This window comes from Serratia sp. JSRIV006 (assembly GCF_019968685.1).
Lineage (GTDB): Bacteria > Pseudomonadota > Gammaproteobacteria > Enterobacterales > Enterobacteriaceae > Chania > Chania fonticola_B.
This window is the reverse complement of sequence record NZ_CP074137.1, coordinates 2,640,175-2,662,421: the sequence shown is the minus strand read 5'-3', so window position 1 is coordinate 2,662,421 and position 22,247 is coordinate 2,640,175. Positions and strand designations below refer to the sequence as shown.

At 52.7% G+C, this 22,247-nt stretch carries 23 protein-coding genes and 2 tRNA genes; 13 read left to right on the top strand and 12 right to left on the bottom strand.

The annotated features are described in order from the left end of the window. Positions 1–2 precede the first annotated feature (2 nt). The gene (gene rnt, locus KGP16_RS12350) at positions 3–683 is read left to right on the top strand and encodes a ribonuclease T (protein WP_021178094.1); all 681 of its coding nucleotides are present in this window, start codon (positions 3–5) and stop codon (positions 681–683) included. Between the two features lie 84 nt (positions 684–767). On the opposite strand, the gene KGP16_RS12345 is transcribed toward rnt, so the two are convergent. Continuing rightward, the gene (locus KGP16_RS12345; protein ID WP_172413932.1) at positions 768–1,115 is read right to left on the bottom strand and encodes a Grx4 family monothiol glutaredoxin; all 348 of its coding nucleotides are present in this window, start codon (positions 1,113–1,115) and stop codon (positions 768–770) included. A gap of 410 nt (positions 1,116–1,525) precedes the next feature. On the opposite strand from KGP16_RS12345, the gene KGP16_RS12340 reads away from it, so the two are divergent. Continuing rightward, on the top strand, positions 1,526–2,341 hold the full coding sequence (locus tag KGP16_RS12340; protein ID WP_021804551.1) for a C40 family peptidase: 816 nt from the start codon (positions 1,526–1,528) through the stop codon (positions 2,339–2,341). A gap of 214 nt (positions 2,342–2,555) precedes the next feature. Continuing rightward, a complete protein-coding gene (gene sodB, locus KGP16_RS12335) occupies positions 2,556–3,134 on the top strand; it encodes a superoxide dismutase [Fe] (RefSeq protein WP_021178097.1) in 579 nt (192 codons plus the stop codon). 64 nt (positions 3,135–3,198) lie between these two features. Here sodB and KGP16_RS12330 read toward each other — a convergent pair whose 3' ends face one another. Next, positions 3,199–3,288, bottom strand: a complete 90-nt coding sequence (locus KGP16_RS12330; RefSeq protein WP_158006235.1) for a YnhF family membrane protein — start codon at positions 3,286–3,288, stop codon at positions 3,199–3,201. 324 nt (positions 3,289–3,612) lie between these two features. On the opposite strand from KGP16_RS12330, the gene purR reads away from it, so the two are divergent. After that, the gene (purR, locus tag KGP16_RS12325; protein WP_021804552.1) at positions 3,613–4,638 is read left to right on the top strand and encodes an HTH-type transcriptional repressor PurR; all 1,026 of its coding nucleotides are present in this window, start codon (positions 3,613–3,615) and stop codon (positions 4,636–4,638) included. A 32-nt stretch (positions 4,639–4,670) separates the two neighbouring features. On the opposite strand, the gene punR is transcribed toward purR, so the two are convergent. Next, positions 4,671–5,591, bottom strand: coding sequence for a DNA-binding transcriptional activator PunR (punR, locus tag KGP16_RS12320; RefSeq protein WP_021804553.1), 921 nt, complete (start codon positions 5,589–5,591; stop codon positions 4,671–4,673). Positions 5,592–5,716: 125 nt separating this feature from the next. Here punR and punC point away from each other — a divergent pair, with 125 nt between their 5' ends. After that, on the top strand, positions 5,717–6,922 hold the full coding sequence (gene punC / locus KGP16_RS12315) for a purine nucleoside transporter PunC (protein WP_059200715.1): 1,206 nt from the start codon (positions 5,717–5,719) through the stop codon (positions 6,920–6,922). A 340-nt stretch (positions 6,923–7,262) separates the two neighbouring features. After that, on the top strand, positions 7,263–8,414 hold the full coding sequence (cfa, locus tag KGP16_RS12310; protein WP_059200714.1) for a cyclopropane fatty acyl phospholipid synthase: 1,152 nt from the start codon (positions 7,263–7,265) through the stop codon (positions 8,412–8,414). Between the two features lie 40 nt (positions 8,415–8,454). Here cfa and KGP16_RS12305 read toward each other — a convergent pair whose 3' ends face one another. Both KGP16_RS12305 and KGP16_RS12300 read right to left on the bottom strand, forming a co-directional pair. Then, a complete protein-coding gene (locus tag KGP16_RS12305) occupies positions 8,455–8,748 on the bottom strand; it encodes an I78 family peptidase inhibitor (protein ID WP_037374799.1) in 294 nt (97 codons plus the stop codon). A 36-nt stretch (positions 8,749–8,784) separates the two neighbouring features. Then, the gene (locus KGP16_RS12300; RefSeq protein ID WP_037374801.1) at positions 8,785–9,435 is read right to left on the bottom strand and encodes a riboflavin synthase; all 651 of its coding nucleotides are present in this window, start codon (positions 9,433–9,435) and stop codon (positions 8,785–8,787) included. A 333-nt stretch (positions 9,436–9,768) separates the two neighbouring features. Here KGP16_RS12300 and KGP16_RS12295 point away from each other — a divergent pair, with 333 nt between their 5' ends. From KGP16_RS12295 to KGP16_RS12270, 6 genes are all read left to right on the top strand, one after another. Then, positions 9,769–11,145: an MATE family efflux transporter gene (locus tag KGP16_RS12295; protein ID WP_021804558.1), complete on the top strand. Its 1,377-nt coding sequence runs from the start codon at positions 9,769–9,771 to the stop codon at positions 11,143–11,145. A 192-nt stretch (positions 11,146–11,337) separates the two neighbouring features. Continuing rightward, positions 11,338–11,414, top strand: a tRNA-Val gene (locus KGP16_RS12290). Positions 11,415–11,435: 21 nt separating this feature from the next. Beyond that, positions 11,436–11,512, top strand: a tRNA-Val gene (locus tag KGP16_RS12285). Positions 11,513–11,634: 122 nt separating this feature from the next. Further along, positions 11,635–11,940 (top strand): pectin degradation protein (sugar phosphate isomerase family), encoded by a 306-nt coding sequence (locus tag KGP16_RS12280; protein WP_021804559.1) that lies wholly within the window; start codon positions 11,635–11,637, stop codon positions 11,938–11,940. A 429-nt stretch (positions 11,941–12,369) separates the two neighbouring features. Continuing rightward, complete coding sequence (pykF, locus tag KGP16_RS12275; RefSeq protein WP_021178107.1) at positions 12,370–13,782, top strand: pyruvate kinase PykF; 1,413 nt, start codon at positions 12,370–12,372, stop codon at positions 13,780–13,782. Positions 13,783–14,089: 307 nt separating this feature from the next. Next, complete coding sequence (locus KGP16_RS12270) at positions 14,090–14,326, top strand: major outer membrane lipoprotein (RefSeq protein WP_005165631.1); 237 nt, start codon at positions 14,090–14,092, stop codon at positions 14,324–14,326. A 148-nt stretch (positions 14,327–14,474) separates the two neighbouring features. On the opposite strand, the gene KGP16_RS12265 is transcribed toward KGP16_RS12270, so the two are convergent. The 7 genes from KGP16_RS12265 to sufA all read right to left on the bottom strand — a co-directional run bounded on the left by KGP16_RS12265 (position 14,475) and on the right by sufA (position 21,363). Continuing rightward, positions 14,475–15,494: a L,D-transpeptidase family protein gene (locus tag KGP16_RS12265; RefSeq protein WP_094981792.1), complete on the bottom strand. Its 1,020-nt coding sequence runs from the start codon at positions 15,492–15,494 to the stop codon at positions 14,475–14,477. A 281-nt stretch (positions 15,495–15,775) separates the two neighbouring features. Next, complete coding sequence (sufE, locus tag KGP16_RS12260) at positions 15,776–16,192, bottom strand: cysteine desulfuration protein SufE (protein ID WP_021804562.1); 417 nt, start codon at positions 16,190–16,192, stop codon at positions 15,776–15,778. 17 nt (positions 16,193–16,209) lie between these two features. Beyond that, a complete protein-coding gene (gene sufS, locus KGP16_RS12255) occupies positions 16,210–17,430 on the bottom strand; it encodes a cysteine desulfurase SufS (RefSeq protein ID WP_223501389.1) in 1,221 nt (406 codons plus the stop codon). After that, a complete protein-coding gene (gene sufD, locus KGP16_RS12250) occupies positions 17,427–18,713 on the bottom strand; it encodes a Fe-S cluster assembly protein SufD (RefSeq protein WP_179247406.1) in 1,287 nt (428 codons plus the stop codon). The genes sufS and sufD overlap by 4 nt, the downstream gene beginning before the upstream one ends. Then, positions 18,688–19,434, bottom strand: a complete 747-nt coding sequence (gene sufC, locus KGP16_RS12245) for a Fe-S cluster assembly ATPase SufC (RefSeq protein WP_021804565.1) — start codon at positions 19,432–19,434, stop codon at positions 18,688–18,690. The genes sufD and sufC overlap by 26 nt, the downstream gene beginning before the upstream one ends. Before the next feature lie 43 nt (positions 19,435–19,477). Next, positions 19,478–20,977 (bottom strand): Fe-S cluster assembly protein SufB, encoded by a 1,500-nt coding sequence (gene sufB / locus KGP16_RS12240; protein WP_037374809.1) that lies wholly within the window; start codon positions 20,975–20,977, stop codon positions 19,478–19,480. 14 nt (positions 20,978–20,991) lie between these two features. Next, positions 20,992–21,363, bottom strand: a complete 372-nt coding sequence (sufA, locus tag KGP16_RS12235) for a Fe-S cluster assembly scaffold SufA (RefSeq protein ID WP_021178114.1) — start codon at positions 21,361–21,363, stop codon at positions 20,992–20,994. Positions 21,364–21,837: 474 nt separating this feature from the next. On the opposite strand from sufA, the gene KGP16_RS12230 reads away from it, so the two are divergent. Further along, positions 21,838–22,242: a hypothetical protein gene (locus KGP16_RS12230; protein WP_024486172.1), complete on the top strand. Its 405-nt coding sequence runs from the start codon at positions 21,838–21,840 to the stop codon at positions 22,240–22,242. The last annotated feature ends 5 nt before the right edge of the window (positions 22,243–22,247 follow it).

The following is a 22,247-nucleotide window of genomic DNA, read 5'->3' as shown; positions in this document are numbered from 1 at the left end:
TAATGCGCGCTGAATTCGCTAAAGATAAGAAACTGATGGCCGAAAAAAGTGATCTTAACGCCCTGAGTGGCCGTTTCCGTGGGTTTTATCCCGTTGTTATTGATGTGGAAACCGCCGGGTTTCATGCTCAGACCGATGCGCTGCTAGAGATTGCCGCCGTCACGCTGAAAATGGATGAAAATGGTTGGTTACAGCAAGATGAAACGCTGCATTTTCACGTAGAACCGTTTGAAGGGGCGAACCTGCAACCGGAAGCGCTGGCCTTCAACGGTATCGATCCACATAACCCACTGCGTGGTGCAGTGAGTGAATATGATGCGCTGCATGCGATTTTCAAAGCCGTGCGTAAAGGCATTAAGGATCAGGGCTGTAACCGGGCGATCATCGTGGCGCATAATGCCAACTTTGATCACAGTTTCCTGATGGCCGCCGCCGAGCGCGCCAGCCTGAAACGCAACCCGTTCCACCCGTTTGCCACCTTTGATACCGCTGCGCTTAGTGGGCTGGTATTAGGGCAGACGGTGCTGGCCAAAGCCTGTATCGCCGCCGGTATGCCGTTTGATAGCAGCCAGGCACACTCAGCCCTGTATGATACCCAGCAAACCGCCCAACTGTTCTGTGAACTGGTCAACCGCTGGAAACGTCTCGGTGGCTGGCCGATTGCCAACGTTGAATCGCAATAGCTTGCTGGCAAACTGACAGACATAAAAAATCGGGCGGCACTGTTAAAGGTGCCGCCCGATTTTATTGGGTAAAACCCTGCGCCATTAAGGCTGCTGGTCTTCCTGATCTTTATACTTTTCGGCCGTTTCTTTGATCAACGGCTGCAGTTCACCACGCTGGTACATCTCGATGATGATATCGCAGCCGCCAACCAGTTCACCATCGACCCACAGCTGCGGGAAGGTTGGCCAGTTGGCGTACTTTGGCAGCTCAGCGCGGATGTCCGGGTTTTGCAGAATATCAACATAGGCAAAACGTTCACCACAGGCTGAAAGCGCCTGCACGGCCTGAGCAGAGAAACCGCAGCTTGGCAATTTCGGTGAGCCTTTCATATACAGCAGGATCGGGTTGGCAGAAATTTGCTGCTGAATTTTTTCAATCGTCGTCATTATTGCTTCCTCAAGCCACATCATGGCTACAACATGCATCACACTGGCTATTGTAGCGGCAGGACCGGTGCCAAGAAAACGCCATCTTTTGCAGGGACATTCTCTGATTGCCTTAGCAAAAGCGGCGGACACACCGAACCGGTTAAAACATGGCCCCAGAATAACATTTTTAATCGGGACGTTTCACTATTATCTTTGCCCTGCCCAATGCCGGCGAACAATAAGCCAACCACATGATCTCTGTCGCTTTTTTAGGCGCCAGGCGTTTGATTTTGCAACAATAAAAATGCCATTAACGTTTTCTCACAATATGGATTAGTATTTATGAGATCCACGCTGTTTTATAGGGTGAATTTCGGGAATACTGTGACTCATTCGATTTCTGTTTCGGAGCCAAGGTTGGTAACGTCGATATGCGGTTAATTATTACACTTTTTGTGCTGCTATTTACGCAGCTCTTCTTCAATTTGGCGCACGCTGCGCCACAGGCACGTGTTTCTGCCGAGCAGCGCAAGAGTCACGTTAATGAAGCCCGGCCAGACGACCGCAAGAAAAAGAAAGCGGAGAAAGCCAATAAAAAAGTGAAGGCAGCCACCCCTCCGAAAACGCTAAAAACCAAACCAGCAACGATAAAGACCGCAAAAAAAACCACCAGCGTTAAAACCAAAAGCCAGGCAACCAAAACGGCCAAGCTAAAAGTAACTCCGCCTAAAAAAGGCTATAAAAAAGGTTATGGTCGCCATCGTGAAGAAGGCAAAGCTACGGCAAAATTGGCTGGCCGCGAAAAGCCGTTGAAACTTTCCGCCGCTCACAAAAAACGTTATCAGCACGCCAAGCAGACCGCCATGGCCAAGCTGATGGGGCAAATGGGTAAGCCCTACCGCTGGGGTGGGTCTTCACCTGGTACAGGCTTCGACTGCAGCGGGCTGATTTATTACGCGTACAAAGACGTGGTGAAAATCAAAATGCCGCGTACCGCCAACGAAATGTACCACCTGCGTGATGCAGCGCCGATCAAGCGTAATGAGCTTGAGAAAGGCGATCTGGTGTTCTTCCGCATCAACAACCGTGGCACCGCCGATCACGTTGGCGTCTATCTTGGTAACGGTAAGTTCATCCAGTCACCGCGTACCGGTGAAGAAATTCGCATCAGTCAGTTAGATAACGACTATTGGCAAAACCATTACATTGGTGCCCGCCGCGTAGTGACCCCTACCACCATCCGTTAACCTTTCACGGCTGAGCTAACTGCTCGGCCGTGCTCTCTATCACCCGCTGCAACTTTAAACAATCAGTCACTTGGCACACTTTGGATGTTCTTTTCGCTCGGAAAGTTGTTAAGATTAATAACCATAACAAAAGTGGTGCAATTGCGTTTTTCCGCCCTCGGCCCCTTAGGCCTGCAGCGTCGGAGAGGCGTATTGTCTATAAAAGGAGAAAGCAATGTCGTTTGAATTACCTGCATTACCATATGAGAAAAACGCTCTCGAACCGCACATTTCCGCAGAAACGCTGGAATACCACTATGGCAAGCACCATAACACCTACGTGGTTAACCTGAACAATCTGGTGAAAGGTAGCGAGTTCGAAGGCAAATCCCTGGTCGAGATCGTCAAGACCTCCACCGGCGGCGTGTTCAACAACGCCGCTCAGGTCTGGAACCACACCTTCTATTGGCACTGCTTATCACCGCAAGGTGGTGGCGAGCCAACGGGTGCAGTGGCAGAGGCCATCAATAAGTCATTCGGCTCCTTCGCCGCCTTTAAAGAGCAGTTCACCGATGCCGCCGTGAAAAACTTCGGCGCGGGCTGGACCTGGCTGGTGAAAAAAGCGGATGGTAGTCTGGCGATCGTCAGCACCTCAAATGCGGCAACCCCGCTGACCGGCGCAGACGTTCCGCTATTGACCGTTGACGTGTGGGAGCATGCTTACTATATCGACTACCGCAATGCGCGGCCAAAGTACCTGGAAAACTTCTGGGCGTTGGTTAACTGGGCATTCGTGGCAGAAAACCTGGCTTAACGGCGGGTAACTAGCTAATAATAAGGCGCGGCATCAAGCTGCGCCTTTGTTTTTCTGCTGCGGATCAGTTCAATGCGGCAATAAAACTGAAAGCAATAATCATTGCCAAAGCACCCACGGTGGTGAGTAATGACATCTTCAAATTGGTATCCATATACAACTCCCTCTCAGATTGGCTTTTCCAGAGCATAAGCCACACAGTTTATACGTCAAATCATTTTCCCACAGTTCGTGATTAAAATCTTGTTATGATTTCCCCGCTGATAATTACCGATTAGCTCTTCCACTTTTCTTCAATATGCGACAAAATCCGCAGTTCACAACTGCGTACCGATAAACTGCCCCTCCCTGTTCAAGCGATTTACGACTTCAGCACTAAAAACTCAGTTTTCGCTTATCTGGGGAAGGATCTACGCAGGCAAACGATTAACATCATACTTACATGCTGTAACATGTGGGTTTAGGAGTCATTTTTTACATGGCAACGATTAAAGATGTGGCCAAACGCGCTGGCGTTTCTACCACTACCGTTTCGCACGTTATCAATAAAACGCGTTTCGTCGCCGAAGATACCAAAACGGCCGTTTGGGCCGCCATCAAAGAGCTTCACTATTCACCTAGCGCCGTGGCCCGCAGCCTCAAGGTCAACCACACCAAATCGATCGGTTTGCTCGCCACCTCGAGCGAGGCCCCCTATTTTGCCGAAGTGATCGAAGCGGTGGAAAACAGCTGCTACAGCAAAGGCTATACCCTGATCTTGTGTAACTCGCACAATAATCTGGATAAACAGCAAGCCTATTTGGCAATGCTGGCGCAAAAACGCGTCGATGGCTTGCTGGTGATGTGCTCAGAATATCCAGATCAGCTACTGGGCATGCTGGAAGATTACCGTAACATTCCCATGGTGGTGATGGATTGGGGTACCGCGCGCGGAGACTTCACCGATACCATTATCGACAATGCCTTCGAGGGCGGCTACCTGGCAGGCCGCTACCTGATCGAACGTGGCCACCGTGACATCGGTGCCATTCCTGGTCAACTGGCGCGTAATACCGGTGGAGGTCGCCACCAGGGCTTTCTGAAAGCCATGAAGGAAGCCAACATCGAAGTGCGCGAAGAATGGATCGTGCAGGGGGATTTCGAGCCTGAATCTGGCTACAAAGCCATGCATCAGATCCTGTCGCAAAAGCATCGTCCAACCGCCGTTTTCTGTGGCGGCGATATTATGGCCATGGGGGCGATCTGCGCCGCCGATGAGCTGGGGTTGCGTGTACCGCAGGATATCTCGGTGATTGGCTACGACAACGTGCGTAATGCCCGCTACTTCACCCCGGCGCTGACCACCATTCACCAGCCGAAAGAGCGTCTGGGCGAGATGGCCTTTACCATGCTGTTGGATCGCATTATCAGCAAGCGTGAAGAATCGCAGGTGATTGAAGTGCATCCAAAACTCATCGAGCGCCGCTCAGTCGCCGATGGTCCTTTTGTCGATTACCGCCGTTAACTCCTGTTGGGGCGCTGCAATACTGCGCCCGATTAAGCACCCGACTCCTCTTCACTGAGCCATTCCTGATTGAGCGTTTCGCTGTCGCCCAGATAGTCCAACAGCCAGGCCATGGCCGGAGACTGGGCGTTTTGCTGCCAGGTCAAGCAGCAGGCGCTAGGCGGGAAAGGCTCATGCAGTGGTAATACCACCAGTTCGCCACTTTGTACCAACGGCAATACCCGATGCGCGGGTACCATGCCCACACACAGCCCGGCACGCAAACAATCTACCGCCGAAACCCAGTCCGGCACGGTCAACCGCCGCTGGTTGTCCAACGACCAGGTCACCCGCTTGGGTAAATTGCGCGAAGTATCTTCCAACAGCAACGAGGGATAAGGTCGTAGCTGATCGTCTCGCAGCTTTCCTTGCAAGGCGGCCAGCGGATGTTTAGCATGGACTACGCAGAGCCAATTCATAAAGCCCATATCGCGAAAGGCAAAACCGCCGCCTACCGGTACCGCCCGTGTTGCACCAATGGCCATCTCAGCGCGGCCATCGACCAGCGCATCCCACACGCCGTTGAAGACTTCCGGCTGTACCATCAGTTCCACGTCGGGGAAATGGCGATAAAAATCCAGCACCAGCTGGCGGCTGCGCTGGGGTTTGACGATCAGATCGACCGCAATCCGCAGTTGCCCGCGCCAACCGTTGGCCACCTGCTGACACTGCCGTCGGGTATCGAGCATTTTTTTGATAACAACTCGCGCCTCCTTAATAAACAGCGCCCCCGCTGGCGTGAGTTCCACATCGCGGTGACGGCGTTCAAACAAAGGCACTGCCAGCCATTGCTCCAGTTGACGCACCGTATAGCTCACAGCAGAAGGAACGCGGTGCAACTCCTGTGCCGCCGCGCTGAAACTGCCGGTCCGCGCTACCGCATCTACCACATCGAGTGAATATTCTGACCACATATGTTTGCCTTCAAATTTTTTAACAGCACCTTGCAAATATTACCGTTTCACAAGCAGAGATCCAGCCGTATACACTTGCCGGCGCTTCAAAACCTGCGACAACATAATTTTAACGAGAAATAGCAATGCGAAATTTTGGATTTATGTTCTACCTGGCCGGCCTGAGTATGTTGGGCTATCTGGCTACCGATATGTACCTGCCCGCCTTTGGGGCAATGCAGCAGGATCTGCAAATCTCCGCTGGGGCGATCAGCGCCAGCCTGAGTATCTTCCTGGCGGGCTTTGCCTTCGCCCAGTTGCTGTGGGGGCCGCTGTCCGACCGTATTGGCCGTAAGCCCGTGTTATTGATTGGCCTGGCGCTGTTCGCCGTTGGCTGCCTCGGTATGCTTTGGGTCGAGAACGTGGCACAGCTGTGGTCACTGCGCTTCATTCAAGCCATTGGTGTCTGTTCCGCCGCCGTCACCTGGCAGGCGATCGTGGTCGATCGCTACCGCGATGGCAAAGCCAACCGTGTTTTCGCCTCCATTATGCCGCTGGTCGCCCTCTCTCCGGCGCTGGCCCCACTGCTGGGTGCCTGGTTGCTCAACCATATGGGATGGCGGGCCATTTTCGCCGTGCTGCTGGGGATCACCGCCCTGCTGCTGATCCCCACCTTGCTGCTGAAAGACCGGAGCAGACTGGTACCTTCCGCCGATAAAAAGCCGAGCCTTGGCTTTATGCAGATCTTGAAATCCCCGGTGTTCAGCGGCAACGTGATGGTTTTTGCTGCCTGTTCTGCTGGCTTCTTCGCCTGGCTGACGGGTTCACCCTTTATCCTCGGCGATATGGGGTATAGCCCCAACGATATTGGCCTGAGCTATGTGCCGCAAACGCTGGCTTTCTTATTAGGGGGTTATAGCTGCCGTAGCGCCTTAAATCGCATCTCTGGCAAAACCTTGCTGCCGTGGTTGCTGTTAGCTTACGGTGTCAGCATGGTGGCGTTGTATCTGATCGCCACGCTAAGTGAGCCAACGTTGACCACTCTGCTGATCCCGTTCTGCTTTATGGCGTTAGTAAACGGTGCCAGCTATCCTATTCTAGTGGCCAATGCGTTGATGCCCTTCCCCAACAACAGTGGCAAAGCCGCTGCGCTGCAAAACACGCTACAGTTGGGATTATGTTTTATCGCCAGCCTGTTGGTTTCGGCATTTATCGCCCAACCGCTGTTAGCCACGGCTACCGTAATGGTGGCTACCGTATTTTTAGCAGCCTTGGGCTATCTGATCCAGCGTGGGAAAGGAACGGATGAAACTCAGATGACACAGCAGAAGCGTGCCGACTCCGTGTCATAATTGTCTCTGTAAATAGTCACTTAATGAAAATTCTTGCCGAGCGCGATTTGCAGTTGAGTCTACGCCTCGGCAAGCCTATACTCAAAAACGACCTTTTAGAATAACAGTTATACTAAGTTCTTATTGCAGCAACTGCTGCGTACGTGGATGGCATCACACTTTATTTAAGGTTGCATTTACCCGCGTCCTTTGACGCAGGGAGTCTCTTAAATTTCCTCTGTTCAAGTCGGATTTCAGACACCACGGTGAATTTTTACCGTAGGTATACGTATGTCCCTGTAGAAATTGTCTACGCTAAATTCTGCAGGATCATAAGTCAGAAGAAGGTGATGGAGAAGCTATGAGTTCATCGTGTATAGAAGATCTGAGCATCCAGGACAACCATTGGTATCGTATCGCTCATGAAATGCTTAGCATGGCCGGCATTGAAATCAATGGTTCACGCCCTTTCGATATTCAGATCAATAATCCCAATTTCTTTAAACGCGTACTGCAAGACGGCTCTCTGGGGCTGGGCGAAAGCTATATGGACGGTTGGTGGGAGTGCGAACGGCTAGACATATTTTTTCAGCGGGTTGTCGCAGCTGGCCTGGAAAAGAAACTGCCCCACCACCTGAAGGATATCTTGCGTATTGCCGCCGCCCGCCTGACCAACCTGCAATCCCAAAAACGTGCCTGGATTGTTGGCAAAGAGCATTACGACCTGGGTAACGATTTGTTTACCCAGATGCTGGATCCCTATATGCAATATTCCTGCGGCTATTGGCAACAGGCCACGACGTTGGAAGAAGCACAAGAGGCCAAGTTACGGTTGATTTGCGAAAAACTGCACCTGCAGCCCGGTATGCGGGTATTGGATATCGGCTGTGGCTGGGGCGGTCTGTCTGCTTATGCGGCCAAGCACTACGGCGTTTCCATGGTGGGCGTCACCATCTCCGCCGAACAGCAGAAAATGGCGCAAGAGCGCTGTGCCGGGCTGGACGTGGAAATTCTGCTGCAGGATTACCGCGATCTCTACCAGCAGTTTGACCGCATCGTCTCGGTCGGCATGTTCGAACACGTTGGGCCGAAAAACTACCGAACCTATTTCGAGGTGGTGGAACGTAATTTAAAACCCGATGGCATTTTCCTGTTGCATACCATTGGTTCCAACGAGACCGATATGAACGTTGATCCGTGGATCAATAAATATATCTTCCCCAACGGTTGCCTGCCGTCGGTGAAACATATTGCCCAGGCCAGCGAAGGCCGTTTCGTCATGGAAGATTGGCATAATATCGGCGCAGATTACGATCGCACCCTGATGGCCTGGTATGAACGTTTCAAACAGAGCTGGCCACAGCTGGCTTCGCGCTATTCCGAACGTTTTGAAAGGATGTTCAGTTATTACCTTAATGCCTGCGCAGGAGCGTTTCGCGCTCGCGATATTCAACTTTGGCAGGTGGTATTCAGCCCTAAAGGCGTTGAAGGCGGCCTGCGAGTTCCCCGCTAAAATCCTTTACCCCAACCCACAGGGTTGGGGTAAAGGGTTATTAACCGCAATAAACGCGAATGATTTTGTCTTCACTGTCACCCAGGAAGTTCAAGCGTTTTAGATTGAAGTCCATGGTTACCATAGAGTTATAAGGAATAGTCCGTACCTGCTGGGGAATATTGACCCCGTCCAACGCAGACAGCGGTTTACCCACATAATTCTGATACTGCGATGCACCACAGGTATCATCTTCGGCCTCGGCAGACTGTGAGTTCGCCTGTTCCGGGGAGCTTGAACAGGCGGTCAGCGCCAACAGCGCCGCTAGCATCATCGTTTTCCCGTAAAACTTCACGTTTGGCTCCTATGTGTGGTTATTGGTGCAGGGTTATCAGACTTTGGGTACAGACGGCTTGGTGACAGCTAACGCAGCCTCACGATTAGCTAGCACACGCTCGACGGTATCCACCACCGCTTGAGTTTGCGGATCGATTTCGATATTGACCTTATCGCCCAGGCGCTTTTTACCCAGCGTGGTGCGCTCAAGGGTTTCCGGGATCAAATGCACACAGAAACGGTTATTGACCACCTCGCCTATGGTCAGGCTGATGCCATCGATGCCGATGAACCCTTTATGCAGCACATATTTCATCAAATCGATATTCGGCATACGCAGCCAGATCTGACGATTATTTTCCGAGGTATAAATCTTGGTGACTTCCGCCGTACAGATAATATGCCCGGACATCAGGTGTCCGCCGATTTCATCGTTAAACTTGGCGGCTCTTTCCAGATTGACCACATCACCCAGTTTAAGATCGCCAAGATTGGTCAACCGCAGAGTCTCTTTGATCAAATCAAAGCTGACGCGATTGCCTGCAATCTCCGTGACGGTCAGACAGCAGCCGTTGTGGGCTACCGAGGCCCCCAACTCCAGCCCTGGTAACAGCTCATCAGGCATTTCAACAACGTGGGTACGGAAGTTGGGTTTTTCATCAATGGCAACCAGCGGGGCGGTGCCTTGTACGATACCGGTAAACATGTTGGCCTCTTCTTTATGACTATGTTCAACGCGCTGTAAGCAGTTTGCCCCAGTTATGGCAGAAAACCAAACGCACAGCGGCAAAAAAGCAGTGCTTGCCTAGTTTATATCCTGGGGTTAGCGTCCTCAGCTAACTGCGCTGTAGTTTCAAGGCGACGAATAGAGACTCTTGGATTTCAAGCTACAGCTTGAAAGACGACGAGTATAACTATTTCTTTACAACCTTTGCTTAACCCCGACTAGCAGGTACAATCTTTTCGGCATATTCCGCAGTTTTTAGTTGTTGCTGATGCAGCGACACCCCTTCCCATAAATAATTAGAAAGGTGTATACGTGCAGAAGTACTTTATTGAGGCGCGTAGTTTATTGGCCCTCGCAATTCCGGTCATCATCGCGCAAATATCCCAAACCGCAATGGGCGTGGTCGATACCATCATGGCTGGCTCTTATAGCGCCACGGATATGGCCGCCGTTGCCGTCGGGACCTCTATCTGGCTGCCGACCATTCTGTTCGGCCACGGTTTACTGCTGGCCTTGACCCCAGTTATCGCCCAGCTCAACGGCGCGGGCCGCCGCGATCGTATCGCGTATCAGGTGCGTCAGGGCTTTTGGCTGGCATCGGGGGTTTCACTCCTCATTATCGCCGTGATTTATAACAGCCAGTTGGTGATCGACATGATGCACAACATCGATCCGCTGCTGGCTGAAAAGGCCGTTGGTTTCCTGCATGCCATTATGTGGGGAGCTCCCGGCTATTTGTTCTTCCAGGTCGTCCGTGGCCAGTGTGAAGGCTTATCCAAAACCAAGCCCGGCATGGTAATAGGATTTTTGGGGCTGTTGATCAACATCCCGATCAACTACATAATGATTTTCGGCAAGTTTGGCATGCCGGAAATGGGCGGCGTCGGTTGTGGTGTCGCCACCGCCAGCGTGTATTGGATGATGTTCCTGATGATGCGCTGGTATACCAAACGTGCATCCTCGCTGCGGGATATCAAGCTGGAGGAAGGCGCACGCCGTGGCCCGGACTGGCAGGCGTTAAAACGCCTGATCGGCATTGGTCTACCGGTTGCCCTGGCCTTGTTCTTTGAGGTGACGCTGTTTGCCGTGGTGGCATTATTGGTTTCACCGCTAGGCATCGTCGCGGTGGCCGGGCACCAGATCGCCCTGAACTTCAGCTCACTGATGTTTGTACTGCCGCTGTCGCTCGGCGTTGGGGCCACCATTCGCGTTGGGCACCGTCTGGGCGAAGGCTCGGTAGAGGGCGCTCGGATTGCCGCCTATGCGGCGATTGCCGTCGGCATCGCCATGGCCAGTTGCTCGGCGTTGTTCACCGCTGCCTTCCGCGAATCTATCGCCCTGCTGTATAACGATAATCCTGCGGTCGTGACCATGGCCTCCCATCTGATGCTGCTGGCGGCGATTTACCAGATATCCGACTCTATCCAGGTGATCGGTAGCGGTATTCTGCGAGGCTATAAAGATACCCGGGCGATCTTCTACATCACCTTTGTGGCCTATTGGGTTCTCGGATTGCCCAGCGGCTATCTGCTGGCGCTGACGGACTACATCGTGCCGGCGATGGGGCCGAGCGGATTCTGGTTCGGCTTTATTATCGGCCTGACCTTCGCCGCCATCATGATGGTATTTCGGATGCGCTGGTTACAACGCCAACCCCCGGCGTTGATTTTGCAGCGTTCCACACGTTAATAGCGTTCGCCGGTTTGTCACAGGCAAACCGGCGAGTTCCTCGCCAGCCATTGCAGAAAAAACCGCCTTACTGCACATAAGCTCAGCAATCGCGTGAAATACCAAATAAAATTGCGTTTTTCCCCTTGCCAGCGGCCAGGTTGCTCGTTAATATTCGTCCCCGCTGTCAGCCATGACAGAGAGGAAAAAGATGCGTCTGTAGCTCAGTTGGTTAGAGCACCACCTTGACATGGTGGGGGTCGATGGTTCGAGTCCATTCAGACGCACCAAATTCCTGAAAGTAGCACAGTGCGTCCGTAGCTCAGTTGGTTAGAGCACCACCTTGACATGGTGGGGGTCGATGGTTCGAGTCCATTCGGACGCACCACTTCTTGTTTCGCTTCCCAGTATTATCTCTCGCCTAACGGTAACCCAATTTAACAGTAATACCGGACAGAGCGTCAGCCCGTCGCGTATCATCAGCACAGTATCCTGATGGAGGTAATTTTGATGTCGGTTTTTAAATCACAGCTGCCGTTCGAACAACTCGACAATGGCCTCGCCCGCCGCCAAGGGCTAATGAGCGATGGGAGCACCGCCTGGGAAGTCAAGTTTGCCGCAGGCACCTTTGACCAACTGCAAAAACGCCCCTACCCCCAACACATCCGCGTCCTTTCTGGGATCTTCGAATTCACCGTCGGCAGTGACGTGCATACTCTGATGGCCCAGGAAACGTTGGCGATCCCTGCCACTACCGTTTTTGGCTGTTTCTGTCTGGATGACGGAGTCCTGCTGGAAATCCAGAAAAATGTTTGAAAACGCGATCGCCGTCACTTTATTTTTTTCGAAAACATAATCCGTTACAGTAATGCTAATTGCGCAACAAACCCGTTAGCAGGCGGCTTATTTGCGCCACATTTGCTGACTTTATGTACAAAACTGCCAACGACTGCGGTTTTTTGTTTTGTTTCCAGCCGCATAGCCTTATAATGCGCAACGTCTTTCAGTTGAATGGTTTCAGCCCTTGATCTGCGAAAACGCAATTACAAAAAATTCTCATCCTCGCTTTTTGCGCAGCCTACCCGCACCTGGGCATCGGCCGAATTTTTCCACCCCATTTCGACCAAGGTCACCTATCCTTAACTATGTTTTGCATTGCCAGGCACAGCCCAAATCCCTTACCGATGGCCTAGCCACCGGTATCGTTAGTTTTATAATCCATCACAACTTGCAGAAAAAATCGTCATGAAAAAGACCAAAATTGTTTGTACTATCGGCCCGAAAACCGAGTCGGAAGAAATGCTGACCAGCCTGCTGAACGCGGGCATGAACGTAATGCGCCTTAACTTCTCCCACGGCGATTATGAAGAACACGGTAACCGCATCAAGAACATGCGTGCGGTAATTGCCAAAACCGGTAAAAACGCCGGTATCCTGCTCGATACCAAAGGCCCGGAAATCCGTACCATGAAACTGGAAGGCGGCGTTGATGCAGCCCTGGTTGCTGGCCAGACCTTCACCTTCACCACCGACCAGAGCGTTATCGGCAACAACGAACGCGTTGCGGTGACCTACCCTGGCTTTGCTGCCGACCTGAAAATTGGCAACACCGTACTGGTGGATGATGGCCTGATCGGTATGGAAGTGACTGCGGTTACCGAAAGCGAAGTGGTTTGTAAGGTACTGAACAGCGGCGATCTGGGCGAAAACAAAGGCGTTAACCTGCCGGGCGTATCCATTCAGCTGCCAGCGCTGGCCGAAAAAGACAAACGTGACCTGATCTTCGGTTGTGAGCAAGGCGTAGACTTCGTTGCGGCTTCCTTTATCCGTAAGCGTTCCGACGTGCTGGAAATCCGTGAGCACCTGAAAGCTCACGGCGGCGAAAACATTCAGATCATCTCCAAGATCGAAAACCAGGAAGGCCTGAACAACTTCGACGAGATCCTCGAAGCGTCTGACGGCATCATGGTAGCTCGTGGCGATCTGGGTGTTGAAATCCCGGTTGAAGAAGTGATCTTCGCGCAGAAGATGATGATCGAGAAGTGTAACCGTGCACGCAAAGTGGTTATCACCGCGACCCAGATGCTGGATTCAATGATCAAGAACCCGCGCCCTACCCGTGCAGAAGCCGGTGACGTTGCCAACGCCATCCTGGACGGTACCGATGCGGTGATGCTGTCTGGTGAAAGCGCCAAGGGTAAATACCCGCTGGAAGCCGTTACCATCATGGCAACCATCTGCGAACGTACCGATCGCGTGATGCCTAGCCGTATCGACACCCTGAACGACAACCGTAAACTGCGTATCACCGAAGCAGTATGCCGCGGTGCGGTAGAAACTGCCGAAAAACTGGACGCGCCACTGATCGTGGTTGCCACCAGCGGCGGCAAATCAGCCAAATCCGTGCGTAAGTACTTCCCTAACGCCGTGATCCTGGCGCTGACGACCAACGAAGTCACTGCCCGTCAGCTGATCCTGAGCAAAGGTATCACCACTCAGATGGTCAAAGAAATCGCTTCTACCGACGACTTCTACCGCATTGGTAAAGAAGTTGCTTTGGCCAGCGGCCTGGCACAGAAAGGCGACGTCGTGGTGATGGTTTCTGGTGCTCTGGTACCAAGCGGCACGACCAATACTGCCTCGGTTCACGTGCTGTAATAATAAACGTGACAACCAGTCTGTGACCCAAACGCCGCTTAGCGGCGTTTTTTTTATCTGCAATAACGCACTTTCAGAAAAACGCAACCATTAAAGCGGTTTATTTCGCCAATTTCATTTGAGAGTTGTCCCATAGAATCAGGCTGTTTTCCTTCGATTTTTTAACTATTTTGCAAAAGAAGATGCAAGTTTGAGCGAACGATCAAAATAAAGGGCCCTAATACAAAAAATTTATTCTCTTTCGAAAAAAGTTTGTGTAATACTTGTAACGCTACATGGAGATTAACTCAATCTAGAGGGTGTTATAATGAATCGTACTAAACTGGTACTGGGCGCGGTAATCCTGGCTTCTACTATGCTGGCTGGTTGCTCAAGCAACGCTAAAATCGATCAACTGTCTTCTGACGTTCAGACTCTGAACGCTAAAGTTGATCAGCTGAGCAACGACGTGAACGCAATCCGTTCTGACGTTCAAGCAGCTAAAGACGACGCAGCGCGCGCTAACCAGCGTCTGGACAACCAAGCACACGCTTACAAAAAGTAAGTTTGCTTCGGTTATTGAAAACGGTGCACATTGTGCACCGTTTTTTTTTGCCTATAAATTCCCCTGCACATCACCCTATCCAATACCTTAGGCACAAAAAAAGGGCCAGGCTCAATGCCGGACCCCATGACTTTCTCACCATCAAGGTTTAGTTCACTGAGCTAATCGGTGCACCAGACTCGCCAGAGGTATCAGCACCCTCACCAGGAAGTGCTGTAGGCGGTGTAGTGACCTCGGAAGGGTCTTGCCCTACACTTACCAGCACTGGCATGCCAGAACGCCGTACGATGGCGCTGTCGAGCATTGCCTTATCGGTCTGTGGATCGGCAGCAAAGGCTTTCTGATTTTTAGAAAGCGCGATTGGCATGGTCTGCGGATCGTCACTGGCCACTCTGGACAATGGCTGGTGCACTTCTACATAGCGTTTGCCGTCTGGCTCAACGGAGACTTTCAGCGGTTCATTGACGATTTGCACTCTGGTGCCCTGTGGCACCTGGTTGAACAGCGCTTCGATATCGTCCGGGCGCAGGCGGATACAGCCTGAGCTCACACGCATCCCGATACCAAAGTTGGCATTGGTGCCGTGGATCAGGTATTCACCGCGCCCCATGGCCAGACGCATGGCAAACAACCCCATCGGATTCTCTGGCCCGGCTGGTATTACCGCAGGCAAAGTCACGCCCTGTGACTGGTAGCGCTTGCGGATGTTGGCAGTGGGCGTCCAGGTTGGATTCGGGATCTTCTGGCTGACCGAGGTCACCTTCAGCGGCGTATTCATACCGGTCTGGCCAATACCGATCGGGTAGACGATCACCTTATCTTCCCCTTTCGGGTAATAGTACAAGCGCAGTTCCGCCAGATTGACCACAATGCCTTCACGTGGGGTATCCGGCAGCAGCATCTGTGTCGGGATCGTCAGCGCCGATCCCGGTTTAGGCAGATAGGGATCGGTACCCGGGTTGGCTTCCAGCATGCCCAATAGCCCAATCTTGTAGTCAGCCGCAATGGCTTCCAGCGAACGGCCATCGTTTGGCACGTTGTAAATCGTATTCTCACCAATCAGACGGCTGCCTGGCGGCGGCAATGGGTATTCGTTCGCACTGGCGGCCTGGGTGCCGGTCAGTACAGTGGCGAATAGCACGCCCATTAGAGTCAACGCACGTTTCATTCTGATCCCTATTGTTATTACGGTTCATTGCAAGGCTAGCGATCGCTGGCCAGCAGGTAAATAAGATAAATGCTCGTTCGATATTAGCAAGATCCGATTTAAAGGCAATAAATTGCAAAAAATCAACATGTTATAACGTAATCAAACGCAGGAATTGTCAATGCATCGTCAACGAGTAACTGACTGAAATAGCTAGGATTTGCGGAAAACAGGCGGAGCTTGGCAGGAATTGTAAAGGCTCATTGACATAACCTGTCATCAATAAGCCTTGGGATATCCGGTCAGGCGAGCTGTGCCGCTTTACCGCGAATAGCGCGGATCATCGCCTCCAAACCTTGAGAACGAGAAGGCGTCAGATGTTGGCTCAAGGCCAGTTCGCTGAAGAATGGGCGTATATCCAGATCGAGGATTTGCTGCGGCGTAAGCTCATGATAAACAATAAACACCACCGCCAGCAGCCCCTTGACGATAGCAGCATCGCTATCGCCATGAAACTCAACCTGCCCTTGCGCGTTGTTGCTCATCACGATCCAGACCTGGCTTTGACAGCCGGAAATCAGGTTGGCCGCCTGCCGCTCGCTTTCATCCAGCGGTGGCAACTGGCTACCCAGTTCGATCACATACAGGTACTTCTCCTCCCAGTTCAGGCAGCGGGAAAAATTACGCACCAATTTATCTTTGTCTGGCAAATGCGCCATGGGGTTCCCTTTAATGATTAGCCTAACAAGCTGTGGATGCGCTGCAAACCGGCGACCAGCCGATCCACTTCCTCACGGGTATTGTACAACGCCAGCGAGGCACGGCACATACTTGGTACCTGGTAGAACTCCATCAGCGGCATGGCGCAGTGGTGCCCAGTGCGGATCGCAATGCCGTATTGATCCAGGAAACTGCCCACGTCGTAGGCATGATGTTCACCCAGGTTAAAGGCAATCACGCCGGCACGCTGCGCAGGGCCATAAATCTTCAGCGTTGGCACCTGCTGCAGTCCATCCAATGCGTAGCGCATTAGAGATTGCTCGTGATCGTGGATATTTTCCAGCCCCAGAGCCTCGACATAGTCGATGGCAGCCCCCAGCCCCATCATACCCGCCGTATTAGGTGAACCGGCCTCAAACCGCCATGGCGGCGCTGCAAAGGTAGTACCTTGCGTCAGGCTGACCCGTTGGATCATCGCGCCGCCGCCTTCCCACGGTGGCATCTGTTCCAGCAACGACTGCTTGCCATACAGAATGCCGATACCGCTAGGCCCGTACAGCTTGTGGCCAGAGAACACATAGAAATCGCAGTCAAGCGCCTGGACATCGATACGCTGATGCATCACCGCCTGAGCCCCGTCCACCAGCACCTTCAGCCCAGCAGCTTTGGCCACGGGAACGATCTCATGCAGTGGGTTGACGGTTCCCAACACGTTCGATACCTGGGTAATCGCCAACAGCTTGGTGGAGGCATCGATCAGATCCGGCAGTTGTGCCAAATCCAAGGTGCCGTCTGGCTGCAATGGCCAGATACGCAGCGTGATGCCTCGCTCTTGCGCCAGCATTTGCCACGGCACAATGTTGGCGTGGTGCTCCATCTCGGTGATGATGATGCTGTCGCCCGCCGTCAGCAAATGGCGGCCAAAGCTGTTAGCCACCAGATTGATGCCTTCGGTGGTGCCTTTGACGAACACGATTTCTTCCGCCGAGCCCGCATTGATAAAGCGCGCCACTTGCTCACGCACGCCCTCCATCTGCTGGGTAGCTTCGGCGCTCAACGTATGAATGCCGCGGTGAACCGCGGCATAACCGTGACGGTAGAAATCCAGTTCGCGGTCAATCACGCTCTGCGGTTTCTGCGCGCTGGCAGCACTGTCCAGATAAGCCAACGGTTGCCCATTGACCTCCCGAGCCAGCAGGGGAAAATCACTACGTACCCGTTCCAGGGGATAACTCATGCCGCCTCCTGGGGTAAACGATCGGCGATACGCGCCAGCACCAACTCCCGAATGACCGGGTCGGCAATGCCCTCCGTCAGTTCAGCGGCAAAGGCAAAGATGATCATCTGCTGCGCCGCGTGCTTATCAATACCGCGCGATTGCAGATAGAACAGCTGTTCTTCATCGATCCGGCCCACGGTGGCACCGTGGCTGCATTTGACATCATCGGCGTAGATTTCCAACTGCGGTTTGGTATCGACCTCCGCCACCTTGCCCAACAACAGATTGTGGTTGTTCATCTGGCCGTCGGTTTTGATCGCGTGCTGCGCGACCTTGATCATGCCGTTAAATACCGCCTTGGCCCGATCGCTGACCACCGTTTTGTGCAGTTGGCGGCTTTCACAGTAGCCTTTGTTGTGCTCCAGATAGGTACGGGTATCGCACACCTCTTTACCTACCGGCAGCACCAGGCTGTTGATGACCAGATTGCTCCCCTCACCGTTTAACTGTGCACTGGTGTGGTGGCGTGTCAGCCCCGCTCCCAACAGGAAGCTGTCGCTTTTAACCCGCGCATCGCGGCCAACCAGCAGGTCGTTATGGGCAAAGTGATAACTGGCCTGGCTCTCAAACGCCAGTTTGCAATGATGCAGCTCGGCATTATCACCCACCGTCACGGTCAGGCGCGCACCGGTGAAGTGGGCCGCAGCGCTGACGCTGGCATAGTGTTCGATGACCGAAGCTCGTGCACCACTTGCAATCTCCAGGTGGTGCCGGTGATGCAGCGTATTCACTTCTCCGGGCTGCTCGCGACCAGTGCTGAGATGCAACAGATAGAGCGGTTTAGCCGGAGCTTTGCCTGCCGCCAGGCTAATCACACTGGTTTCCTGCGCCAGGCTTTCGGTCAAATGCAGAAAAATTTCTGGCTGGATCGGTTCTGGCAGCGTTATTGGCGCATCATAGGTCACCCTGTTCAACTGGTAGTCACCAAGATCCTCATCGCTCAATTGCGGACATAAGCGCCCATCGACAAACACCAGGCGATACGCATCAATCTTCAACGCTAACTGGTCACGCTGCTCCTCGCTAATCACGTGGTCCACAGGCTCCAGAAACTGCTGCTCCAACAAGCCTTCCAGCGGGGTATATTTCCAGTTTTCCTGCTTGCGAGTCGGCCAGCCTTGGCGCAAAACCTGCTGCCAATGGGCTAACGCATGCGCAGACTGCTCGCCGCCGCGGGCTTCGAACAGGCTGTACATCTGCTGTAGTGCCCGTGAATTACTGTTGGTCGGAAAGCCAGCCATAGCCCTGCTCCTCCAACTGTTTCACCAATGAGAAATCACCGGACTTCACGATGCGCCCCTGGGAAAGCACGTGAACGTAATCCGGCTTGATGTAATCAAGAATGCGCTGATAGTGGGTGACAATAATAAAGGCGCGCTTGCCGTCACGCAGCGAATTGACGCCGTTGGCGACGATCTTCAGGGCATCGATATCCAGCCCGGAATCCGTTTCATCCAGAATGCACAGCTCCGGCTCCAGCGCCGCCATTTGCAGGATGTCGTTGCGCTTCTTCTCACCGCCGGAAAAACCGACGTTGACCGAACGGGTCAACAAATCCGCTGGCATATTCAGCAACTCGATCTTCTGTTCGATAAAGTCGGCGAAATCGAAGCGATCCAGCGCCTCTTGGCCACGGTAATTACGCACCGCATTCACCGAGGTCTGCAGGAAGAAATGGTTGCTGACGCCGGGGATCTCTACCGGATACTGGAACGCCAGGAATACGCCCTCACCGGCCCGATCCTCAGGAGCCAGCTCCAGCAGATCTTTGCCTTTAAACGTCACTTCCCCTGCGGTGACCTCATACTCTTCCCGGCCAGCCAGCGTGGCGGAAAGCGTGCTTTTGCCAGAGCCGTTGGGTCCCATAATGGCGTGCACTTCGCCCGGTTTGATGTCCAGGCTCAGCCCCTTGAGGATCTCATTACCTTCGGCGCTGACGTGCAAATTCTTGATACTTAACATGCTGTGTCCTCTGATCGCGCTGCTGCGCTATAAATACGGGTGCTTAACCGACGCTGTGTTCCAGGCTGATAGCCAGTAACTTCTGTGCCTCTACGGCAAACTCCAGCGGCAGCTCGGAGAACACGTCCTTGCAGAAACCATTGACGATCATCGAGATGGCATTATCTTCGCTGATGCCCCGTTGCAGGCAGTAGAACAGTTGGTCGTCACCGATTTTCGAGGTGGTAGCCTCATGCTCAAGCTGGGCGCTGTTGTTGCGAGTTTCCACATAGGGGAAGGTATGTGCCCCGCTGTTGGGCCCGATCAGCATTGAATCGCACTGGGTAAAGTTACGGGCGTTTTCCGCCCCAGGCAGGATTTTCACCAGCCCACGATAGGTATTTTGGCTGTGTCCGGCGGAGATCCCTTTGGCAATAATGGTCGACTTGGTGTTTTTACCAATGTGGATCATCTTGGTGCCGGTATCCGCCTGTTGGTAGCCGCTGGTCAGCGCCACCGAGAAAAACTCACCGATCGAGTTGTCGCCCTGCAAGATCACGCTTGGGTATTTCCAGGTGATTGCCGAGCCGGTTTCAGACTGTGTCCAGGACATTTTGGACCCTGAGCCTTCACACAGCGCCCGCTTGGTGACGAAGTTGAGAATACCGCCCTTGCTTTCGCCGCCGCCGGAGAACCAGTTTTGCACCGTGGAATACTTCACTTCGGCGTCTTTATGCAGGATCACTTCAACCACCGCCGCGTGCAGCTGATAGCTGTCGCGTACCGGCGCTGAGCAGCCTTCGATGTAGCTGACATAGCTGCCTTCATCGGCAATCAGGATGGTGCGTTCAAACTGGCCGGTTTTCGCGGCGTTAATACGGAAATAGGTGGAAAGCTCCATTGGGCAGCGTACGCCCTTCGGCACGTAGACAAAGGTGCCGTCAGAAGCCACTGCTGCGTTAAGTGCGGCAAAGAAGTTGTCGTTATGCGGCACCACTCGGCCCAGATATTTACGTACCAAGTCTGGATGGTCGTGAATGGCCTCACCGAACGAGCAGAAGATCACCCCACTCTCTGCCAGCTTTTCACGGTAGGTGGTCGCGACAGAAACCGAGTCGAAAATGGCATCTACCGCCACTTCACTACCTTCACGCACAGGTACACCCAACTGATTAAACGCCAGTTCAACCTCGCTGGTCAGGTAGCCGTTCTCCGAACTGGCACCAGGCTGCTGCTCCGCCCCAGGCTGAGAACCGCAGGAGTCATCACAGCTACCGCAGGACGGCGCTGAATAGTAGCTGTAATCCTGATAGTTAAGCTTGTCATAGTTGGCTTTCAGCCAGTGTGGCTCTTCCATTTGCAGCCAGGCACGGTAAGCCTCCAGGCGGAATTCCAGCATCCACTCGGGTTCGTTACGCTTGGCAGAGATGGCGCGTACCACCTCTTCGTTGATACCTTTGGCCAACTCATCGGTGGCCAGTTGGGTAAAGAATCCTTCCTTATAGCGACCTTCGCTGACCCAAGCCGGTACATCTTTCGCTGTTTCTACGTTGCTTCGTGTCATGTTGATTGCATCGCTTAAACGCCAAAGCTCTCACCGCACCCGCAGGCGTTCTGAGCTTTAGGGTTATTAAATTTGAACATCTGATTCAGCCCTTCCCGAACAAAATCTACCGTGGTGCCATCGATAAACGGCATCGCTTTGAGCGGCACGAACAGCTTGGCCCCGTCACGTTCGAACAACAGATCGTCGCTGGCCGGTTCGCGGGTCAAATCCAGTACGTAGGCAAAGCCCGCACAGCCGGATTGTTTGACGCCGAGTTGCAGCCCTTTCACCTGAGCATCCTGCTGCATGAGTCTGATTATCTGCTTCACCGCGCTGTCGCTCAGCGAAATGCCTTGCCAGACGTTGTCTGCCAAAGAAAAAGTACCAACATCTTCCGTATGCATATGACCTACCTCACATTCGTGTTTACTACAGCCGATCTGGCTTACCGCCCATGTTAGTGATAATGATTATCACTTCAACCTTTTGTTTTGCGGGGGTATTTACCAAACGCCCGGATTTACGCTCGGCAACACGATAAATCGATGGCGTATCCAAGCAAAATAGATATGGGGATAATTTTTATCCCTCTGAATTGATAGCAATTCATCATATCTCGTACGGCTTATCCCGCTGTTCCGACAAGGTTATAGCGCCGGATAAGTCGTCTGTTTTAAACATTCATAGAAAATACCTATTTCTACATTTTGTCTGTCTGAAAAATGCCTTTCCCTGCTTTAAGTCTAGTCGCTCGCGTGTTTTTAGCCCGTGGCGGTCAAAAGACCGACTACAGAAAAAAATCTGCGGGGAGCATTGATCATCGCCACAGCTACAAATATGATAATGATTATCATTAAGCTTTAATTGGGCGTGGACCTATGGCTATCTCGATGAATGCGTGGCTGCTGAGCAAAATTGATGAATACAAGTTCAACATCCGTGATGCCACGGTGGATTTCTATATGGCGGAAGCAGCGCTACAGCGGCCTGAATGCAACATCAATCATCTGAAGCGTTACAACGGTGTCAGCCTTGGCATGGCGAATTTATGCCTGGAAAATGGCGATGACGAGAGCTACCTGCATGCGCTGAGCAAACTGCATAACCGGCTGATTGTCGAGATCAACAACCCACAGCGTTGTCAGCTGTTCCGCGTGCAGTGCTATCATTTTGCCCGGCATACGCTAACGCTGATTTGCCAGAAATATTCGATGGAAGGCGGCTGGGACAAGGCTACCGCTTTTCAGAAGGATTTTGTGAAACGGGTGCCGTTCCAGCTGTAACGTTT